Raw genomic sequence first — 8,605 nt, 5'->3', positions numbered from 1 at the left:
GCCGCCGGCCGCGAGCGGCACCGGCACCGAGGCCGTCCGCGGCGCGCCTTCGAGATTGCGCGACAGCCCGGCGCGCAGGAACTCGAGCGCCGCGCCGCGCGTGTCGTCGCGGTCGTCGGGGAGCGTCAGCGTGCCGACCGCGAACACCGCGCCGTCGACGTGCGCGGCCTGCATCCGCATCGGCATCGATGCGCCGCCGACCGCGACCGGGTGGTCCTCGACGGTCGGCTTCGCCGGCAGGTCGATCGTATAGCCGGCGTCGTTGTGCAGCGTGCGCCAGTCATAGGATGGCGAGCACGCGGCCAGCGCGGCGCTCACACATGCGAGCGCGGCGAAGTGTCGCAGCGGACGAAAAAGGGGGCGCAACGAATCGATGACTTCCTTCGGCATGGCGGGGATCGAACAGGCAAAACGGCCATTATCCGCCAAGGCTGACACCGGGGATCCGTGGCGGCCGCCGGTGCGTGCCGCGCATTCGCGCTAAAATGAGCGCCGAATTTCGACGTCCTTTGCATCGACCCGCGTCATCGACCGACTCCGAGAGCACCAGATGAACACCACGCCTCCCGCCCAGCGCCGCACCGGCCCCGCCCGCTATATCGTCGCGGCGGTCGTCGTCGCGGCCATCGCCGTTGCCGGCTTCTTTGCGTTCAACGGCAAGTCCAGCGCGCCGGACGCCACGTTCACGCTGTTGTCGGGCCAGAAGGTGTCGACGGCCGGCGACCTGAAGGGCAAGGTCTACCTCGTCAATTTCTGGGCGACGAGCTGCGCGACCTGCATGCAGGAAATGCCGCAGATGGTCGAGACCTACAATCGCTTCAAGGGTCAGGGGCTGGAATTCGTCGCGGTGGCGATGAACTACGATCCCCCGATGTACGTCGCGAACTATGCGCAGACGCGCCAGTTGCCGTTCAAGGTCGCGCTCGACGACGGCAGCGTCGCGAAGCAGTTCGGCAACGTGCAGCTCACGCCGACGACGTTCGTCGTCGACAAGAATGGCAAGATCCTGAAGCGCTACGTCGGCGCACCGCAGTTCGCGGAACTCGACGCGCTGCTCAAGAAGGCGCTCGACAGCAACGCGGCCTGAGCGCCGCCACACGATTCCCCGCTCGCAGGGTGCACGCAGCCCTGCTCCGTACAACGGACCGCCCTGCGGTCCGTTCGTTTTTCAGCGCTCGGTTTCGCCTTTCGCCGACAGCCCGTAGCGCTTCATCTTCTCGTACAGCGTCGCCTTGCCGACATGCAGCCGGTCGGCCGTCGCCGCGACCGCGCCGCCCGTCTGGTTCAGCGCCTGCGCAATCACCGCGCGCTCGAACTGCTCGATGCGCTCCTTCAGCGTCTGGTCGCTCTCGGCATCGTCGCCGTTCGCGCCCGCTTCCTGCGGCATGTCGGCGACGCCGAGCACGAAGCGGTCCGCCGCGTTGCGCAGCTCGCGCACGTTGCCGGGCCAGTCGCGCTGCATCAGGCTCGCGCGCTGCCGGTCGGTCAGCACGGGGGCCGGCCGGCCGTAGCGCACGGCCGCGTCGAGCATGAAGTGCTCGAACAGCGGCACGATGTCCTCGCGGCGCTCGGCGAGCGGCGGGAGCGCGATCGTCACGACGTTGAGCCGGTACAGCAGGTCGCGCCGGAACGTGCCGGCCGCGACGAGCTCGCTCATGTCGCCCTTCGCGGCCGCGACGACGCGGCAGTTCACGCGGATCGGCTGGTTCGAGCCGAGCCGCTCGAGCACGCCGTCCTGCAGCACGCGCAGCAGCTTCACCTGCAGCGCGAGCGGCATGCTTTCGATTTCGTCGAGGAACAGCGTGCCGCCGGACGCATATTCGAGCTTGCCGACGCGGCGCTTCGCGGCACCCGTAAACGCGCCGGGCTCGTAGCCGAACATCTCCGACTCGAACATCGGCTCGGGCAGCGCGCCGCAGTTCACCGCGATGAACGGCTTGTCGCGACGCGGCGACAGCTCGTGCAGGCTGCGCGCGATCAGCTCCTTGCCGGCGCCCGTGTCGCCGTTGATCAGCACCGATGCGTCGGTGGGCGCGACGTTCGCGATCAGCTTGCGCACCTGTTCGATCGCCGGGCTGCGGCCGATGATGCGCGGCGCGACGATGTTCTGCCCGGCCAGCTCGCGCCGCAGCGCATGGTTCTCGAGCACGAGTTCACGCCGCTCGAGCGCGCGACGCACGGTCTCGATCAGCCGTTCGGCCGCGAACGGCTTTTCGATGAAGTCGTACGCGCCGTCGCGCATCGCCTGCACGGCCATCGAGATGTCGCCGTGGCCGGTGACGAGGATCACCGGCACGTCGGGCACGCGCTCGCGGCACTGCGCGAGCAGGTCGAGCCCGCTCGCGCCGGGCAGCCGGATGTCGCTGACGATCACGCCGGCGGTTTCCGCGACGATCGCCTTGTCGGCCGCCTCGGCCGATTCGAACCCGACGACGTCGAACCCCGCGAGCTGGAGGCTCTGCACGCTCGCCCGGCGAACGAGCGCATCGTCTTCGATATAGATCACTTGCAGCCGGTTGGCCATCGTAGTCACTTGCTCCTGACACGCCGCGCGGCGGGAAACGCGCGCGGCTCTCGTTGATGCCGGTCGTGCGGCGAACGGGCCCTAGCGCGAGCCCGCCGGCTCGGACAGGGAGTCCGGATGATGCGTGCGCGTGCGCCGCAGCGTCAAGACGAACAGCGCGCCGCCGGACGGCGCATTGCGCGCGGTCAGCGCGCCGCCCGCGTCGCTCGCGATCGACGACGAGATCGCGAGACCGAGCCCGAGCCCGCGCCCCATTTCCTTGGTCGTGAAGAACGGTTCGAACAGGCGCGGCAGCAGGTCGGGCGCGATGCCCGGGCCGTTGTCGCGCACCTCGATTGCCAGCGTCGCGACCGACACCGCGATCGTCACTTCGATCGCCGGCGCCGCGACACCCGCGACCGCGTCGAGCGCGTTGCCGAGCAGGTTGATCAGCACCTGTTCGAGGCGCAAGTCCTCGCAGCGGGCGACGAGGTCCGGATAATCGCGCGCGAGGTCGAGCGGCGCATCCTGCGCGGGCGACACGGTCGCATCCTGCAGCGTCAGCGTGAGCGCGACGCCGCGCAGCCGGTCGCCGAGCAGCGACAGCACGCTGCGCAGCGCGCGCACGACCAGCGCCTGTTCGTTGCGCGGCTTCGCGCGGCCGACGAACAGCTTCAGCTGGTTGGTGATCTTGCCCATCCGCTCGGTCAGCGCGGCGATCGCCTCGAGGTTCTCCCGCGCGGCCGCCTGCTCGCCGCGATCGAGCAGCACGCGCGTGTTGTCCGAGAAGCTGCGCAATGCCGCGAGCGGCTGGTTCAGTTCATGCGTGATGCCGGCCGCCATCTGGCCGAGCGCGGCGAGCTTGCTCGCCTGGATCAGTTCGTCGTGCGCGGCGCGCAATTCCTGTTCCGCGCGGATCCTCTCGCCGACTTCCTTCTGCAATTGCTCGTTCGCTTCCGACAGGTCGGCCGTGCGTTCCTCGACGCGCCGGTTCAGCTCCGCATACGCCTGCTGCAGCAGCGCGCGGCCGCGGATCATCTCGCGCACGCGAGCACGGCGCATGCGCCAGTAGAACGCGAGCAACGCAACCGACACGAAGCCGAAGCCCGTGACGATGGTCGCGTTGCGCGCATCGGCATCGATCGGTGCGATCGGCGCGAGCGTGACGAGCAGCCAGTCGGGTTCACCGATCCGCCGCTTGCTGGCCAGGAAACGCGGTGCGCGCAGGCCGGGGCCGAGGCGCACGATCTCCGCGTCCGCGCCGAGCACCTGCTCGACGCGCAGCGGCAGCGGCGTGACGGGCTGCTGCGCGTACTGGCGCGTCTCGTAGATCGACGCGGCGACGGGCCCCGTCAACGGATGCAGCGTGTGGTATTTCCACGCGGGCACGGACGACAGGAACACGACGCCGTGATCGTCCGCGACGACGAGCGGTTCGGACGCATCGGCGCCCTGGAACCATTCGAGATTGAGTTTCACGACGACGACACCCACGATCTTGCCGTCGCGCCGCACCGGCTGCGAGATGTAGTAGCCGGGATCGCGCGAGATCGTGCCGATTCCGAAGAAGCGGCCGACCCGGCCGTTCATCGCGTCGAGGAAATACGGACGGAAGCGGTATTCGATCCCGACGAAGCTGTCGGGCGCGCGCCAGTTGCTGGCGGCGACGCACAGGCCGTCCGCGCCGACCACGTAGGTGACGGTCGCGTGCGCGTGTTCGTTGAGGTCTTCGAGATAACGGTTTGCGCGCCCGGTGAAATCGGTGCGCTTCGGCTCGGCGAGCAGGTCCTGCATGTACGGATGGCTGCCGAGCAGATAAGGCAGCGATTCGTAGCGGTCGAGCGTGCTCTTGAGCGCGTTGGTGGTGCGGTCGACCCGCACTGCGGCGTTGCGCTGCAGCTCGGCGACGCCGCGCCGCCACGTGATGGTCCACGTCAGCGCGCACGCCGCCGCGAGCGCTACGGCAAGCACGACGAGGATGAGCAGGCGGCGCTTCACGGACGTGACTTCCTGGCGATGCGGATCACCTATTGTGTCATAGGGCTCCGCATCACCGCCCCGACCGCCCCGGTCGCCGCGCGGCGCGGCGGCCGCGGGCGGTACCGCCGCCTGCTCGTTCATGGTGTCAGACGCCGGCCGCCTCGGTCGTCTTGACTTCGCCGCCGCCGGTCAGCGCCTGGCGCAGCTTGTTGCGGTCGAGCTCCTTCTCCCACGCCGACACGACGACCGTTGCGACACCGTTGCCGACGATGTTGGTCAGCGCACGGCATTCGCTCATGAAGCGGTCGATGCCGAGGATCAGCACCATGCCCGACAGCGGGATCGTCGGCACGACGGCGAGCGTCGCGGCGAGCGTGATGAAGCCCGCACCCGTGACACCGCTCGCGCCCTTCGACGTCAGCATCGCGACCGCGAGCAGCGTGAGCTGCTGCATCCACGTCAGTTCGATGTTGGTCGCCTGCGCGATGAACAGCACGGCCATCGTCATGTAGATGTTGGTGCCGTCGAGGTTGAACGAGTACCCGGTCGGCACGACGAGGCCGACGACCGAACGCGAGCAGCCGGCCTTCTCGAGCTTTTCCATCAGCTGCGGCAGCGCGGCTTCCGACGAGCTCGTGCCGAGCACGATCAGCAGCTCTTCCTTGATGTAGGACACGAAGCGGATGATCGAGAAGCCGGTGACGCGCGCGATCGTGCCGAGCACGACCAGCACGAACACGATCGACGTCAGGTAGAACGTGCCGATCAGCTTGAGCAGCGGCACCAGCGAGCCGACGCCGTACTTGCCGATCGTGAACGCCATCGCGCCGAACGCGCCGATCGGCGCCAGCTTCGTGACGATGTGCACGATGCCGAACAGCACGCGCGTGAGACCGTCGATGAAGTCGGTCACGACCTTGCCGCGCTCGCCGAGGTGCGCGAGCACGCTGCCGAACAGCAGCGCGATCAGCAGGATCTGCAGGATTTCGCCCTGCGCGAATGCATCGACCATCGTGTTCGGGATGATGTGCAGCAGGAAGTCGACGGTCGACTGACCGTGCGCCTTCGCCGCGTACGATGCGACGGCCTTGCCGTCGAGCGTCGCCGGATCGATGTTGAAGCCGACGCCCGGACGCAGGATATGCGTGGCCGCCAGGCCGAGCAGCAGCGCGAAGGTCGACACGACCTCGAAGTACAGCAGCGCCTTGCCGCCGACGCGGCCGACCTTCTTCATGTCCTCCATGCCGGCGATGCCGGTAACGACCGTACAGAAGATGATCGGCCCGATCACCATCTTGATCAGCTTGATGAAGCCGTCGCCGAGCGGTTTCATGTCGGTGGCGAGCGCCGGGTAGAAGTGGCCGAGGATCACGCCGACGATGATGGCGAAAATCACCTGCACATAGAGCACTTTGTAGAAGGGTTTCTTCTTCACGATGGTTCCTGCTGAAGTAGATGAGCCGGTGGAAACGGCGTCACGCGCGCAGGCGAATGTCAGGGGAAAGAACCATTCGCCCGCGCGGCTGCCGTGCCGCAACAAGCGATGCCTCAAGACATCCGACAGGGGAGGAAGGCATTGGTCATCGATTGTCTCCTTGGTTTAATAGTCAGGCCGGGGGACGGCCGTGCTATTCATATCGCAAGGTCGATGCCAGGTTTCCGGAACCCCTCAAGCCGTTGTTTTCATTGTATTTCTCATAATGCGGCAGGCAAGGAAATCCGGGATTCCGGATTTCCGGAAAATATCCGTCCGGCGATCCGGACGGATTCACTCATTCGTCGGACGGATCAGTGCTGCACGGCGCGACTGGCCAGCACGCCCGTCTGCGCGTAGAACTCCTGCTGCGCGAACGCGTCGCGCTCGCGCCGCGCTCGCTCGCTGCGGTCCGCGAGCGAGCCGACGACGATCCCGAAGAACGCGAGCGGCACCGACACGAGCGCCGGGTTGTCGAGGAACACCGGCGCATGCGCGTGGTGCAGCACGTCGACCCACACCGACTTCGACAGCACCGTGAGCGCGACCGCCGACGCGAGGCCGAGGCTGCCGCCGAGCACCGCGCCGCGCGTCGTCATCCCGCGCCAGAAGATCGACATCGCGAGCACCGGGAAATTCGCGCTGGCGGCCACCGCCGCGACGAGGCCGACCATGAACGCGACGTTCACGTGCTCGAACAGGATCGACAACGCGATCGCGATCGCCGACAACCCGATCGTCGCCGCGCGCGAGATGCGCATTTCCAGCCGCTCGTCGGGCTTGCCACGCGCCCACATCTGCGCGTACAGGTCGTGCGAGATCGTGGTCGCGCCGGCGAGCGTCAGCCCGGCGACCACCGCGAGGATCGTCGCGAACGTGACGGCCGCGATGAAGCCGTAGAACCAGTTGCCGCCGACCGCCTGCGCGAGCTTCACCGCGACCATGTTCGAGCCGCCGAGCAGGTCGTGCGTCAGGTTGAACGTGCCGTTCGCGCCGAGCCGGAAGAATTCCGGATGCTGCGCGAGCAGCACGATCGCCGAAAAGCCGATCACGAAGGTCAGCAAATAGAAGTAGCCGATGAAGCCCGTCGCGTACAGCACCGACTTGCGCGCCTCCTTCGCGTTCGGCACCGTGAAGAAGCGCATCAGGATGTGCGGGAAGCCGGCCGTGCCGAACATCAGCGCGATGCCGAGCGACAGCGCGTTGGCCGGATCGCGGATCAGCTTGCCGGGGCCCATGATCGACAGCGCGCCCGGATGCACGGCCACCGCGCGGCGGAACATCTCGTCGACGCTGAAGCCGAATTCCCCGAGCGCGAGCAACGCGAGCAGCGTCGCGCCGCACAGCAGCAGCACGGCCTTGATCACCTGCACCCAGGTGGTCGCGGTCATCCCGCCGAAGAACACGTAGACGACCATCAGCACGCCGACGATCAGCTCGGCCGTGCCGTACGACAGCCCGAACAGCAGCTGGATCAGCTTGCCCGCGCCGACCATCTGCACGACCAGGTACAGCACGACGATCGTCAGCGCGTTCGCGGACGTCAGCAGCCGGATCGGCCGCTGCGCGAAGCGGTACGCGACCACGTCGACGAACGTGAACTTGCCGAGATTGCGCAGTGGCTCGGCGATCAGGAACATCACGAACGGCCAGCCGACCAGGAAGCCGATCGAGTAGATCAGCCCGTCGAAGCCGAACATGAACACCATCCCCGAGAGCCCGAGGAACGACGCGGCCGACATGTAGTCGCCCGCGATCGCGAGCCCGTTCTGCAGCCCGGTGATGCCGCCGCCGGCCGTGTAGAAGTCGCGCGTCGAGCGCGTGCGGCGCGCGGCCCAGCGCGTGAGCGCGAGCGTCGCGAACACGAACGCGAAGAACATCGCGATCGCGACCGGGTTCAGCTCGACCTTGTCGGGCATCGGGCCCGCGACGGAGGTCGCGTGCGCGGCGGAGGAAACGAGAACGGCCAGCGCGCCGAGCGCGCTCGAAGTGAGTCGCATGGGGGCCTCCATCAGGAACGCTGCAGGATCGCGGCGACGCGGCGGTCGAACGCACGGTTCGCGCGCAGCACGTACCACGCGGTCAGGCCGATCGCGACCAGGATGATCGCGACGCCCGCGACGATCCCGACCGTGGTCGTCGCGCCGCGGTACAGCGGCGCGGCCAGCACGTGCGGCGCGAGCGCGACGAGCAGGATGAAGCCGTAGTAGGTGGCGATCATCAGCGCCGTCAGCGTGAAGCTGAAGCGGCGCCGCGCGCGCACGAGCTGCTGGTAGTCACGGCACGCCGTGACCGATTCGATGACGGAAAGCTCCATGGTGTCTCCTCCTGTCGACCAGAGTTAGTGCTTTAGCACTTACTCTGGTCCCATGCTTTGCGGTCGACCAGAGTTAGTGCTTTAGCACTTGCTCTGGTCCCATGCTTCGCGGTCGACTGGTGTTGGTGCTTTAGCGCCTACTCCAGTCCCCGCAGGGCAACCGCCTCGTCATTGCGAGGGGTGTCTGGTGGATGGCCGGCGCGTCGACTGCTCCGCCCGCGCCGCGGCGGCAAAAGTGATCTATACGATGCGATCCGCGCGCAGCCGCGCCAGCTCGTCTCCCGACAGCCCGAGCCAGCCACCGAGCACGTCGTCGGTATCGGCGCCGAGA

Annotated in this window: 7 protein-coding genes; 1 reads left to right on the top strand and 6 read right to left on the bottom strand. The window is 67.7% G+C overall.

Features of this window, described 5'->3' with window-relative positions; genetic code table 11:
* Window positions 1-390 (bottom strand): hypothetical protein (locus tag F3J14_RS31685; protein ID WP_166726278.1); only part of this gene is annotated, 390 nt, incomplete at its 3' end.
* Between the two features lie 160 nt (window positions 391-550).
* Between F3J14_RS31685 and F3J14_RS31680 the strand changes: the two genes are divergently transcribed.
* Window positions 551-1,087, top strand: a complete 537-nt coding sequence (locus F3J14_RS31680; RefSeq protein ID WP_166726277.1) for a TlpA disulfide reductase family protein — start codon at window positions 551-553, stop codon at window positions 1,085-1,087.
* Between the two features lie 81 nt (window positions 1,088-1,168).
* On the opposite strand, the gene F3J14_RS31675 is transcribed toward F3J14_RS31680, so the two are convergent.
* The 5 genes from F3J14_RS31675 to F3J14_RS31655 form a co-directional block, all read right to left on the bottom strand.
* Window positions 1,169-2,524 carry a sigma-54 dependent transcriptional regulator gene (locus F3J14_RS31675; RefSeq protein ID WP_166726279.1) on the bottom strand — a complete coding sequence of 452 codons (1,356 nt, stop codon included), beginning with the start codon at window positions 2,522-2,524 and terminating at the stop codon, window positions 1,169-1,171.
* An 81-nt stretch (window positions 2,525-2,605) separates the two neighbouring features.
* Window positions 2,606-4,624 carry an ATP-binding protein gene (locus F3J14_RS31670; protein ID WP_166726276.1) on the bottom strand — a complete coding sequence of 673 codons (2,019 nt, stop codon included), beginning with the start codon at window positions 4,622-4,624 and terminating at the stop codon, window positions 2,606-2,608.
* Window positions 4,625-4,628: 4 nt separating this feature from the next.
* Window positions 4,629-5,918, bottom strand: a complete 1,290-nt coding sequence (locus F3J14_RS31665; protein WP_011658021.1) for a dicarboxylate/amino acid:cation symporter — start codon at window positions 5,916-5,918, stop codon at window positions 4,629-4,631.
* Between the two features lie 353 nt (window positions 5,919-6,271).
* Complete coding sequence (locus F3J14_RS31660) at window positions 6,272-7,957, bottom strand: cation acetate symporter (RefSeq protein WP_166726275.1); 1,686 nt, start codon at window positions 7,955-7,957, stop codon at window positions 6,272-6,274.
* Between the two features lie 11 nt (window positions 7,958-7,968).
* Complete coding sequence (locus tag F3J14_RS31655; protein WP_006754805.1) at window positions 7,969-8,274, bottom strand: DUF485 domain-containing protein; 306 nt, start codon at window positions 8,272-8,274, stop codon at window positions 7,969-7,971.
* Window positions 8,275-8,605: the final 331 nt, after the last annotated feature.

This window comes from Burkholderia sp. Tr-862 (assembly GCF_011753085.1).
GTDB lineage: Bacteria > Pseudomonadota > Gammaproteobacteria > Burkholderiales > Burkholderiaceae > Burkholderia > Burkholderia ambifaria.
Note: the sequence above shows the minus strand (reverse complement) of the source record. Positions and strands in the feature narration are given on the sequence as shown.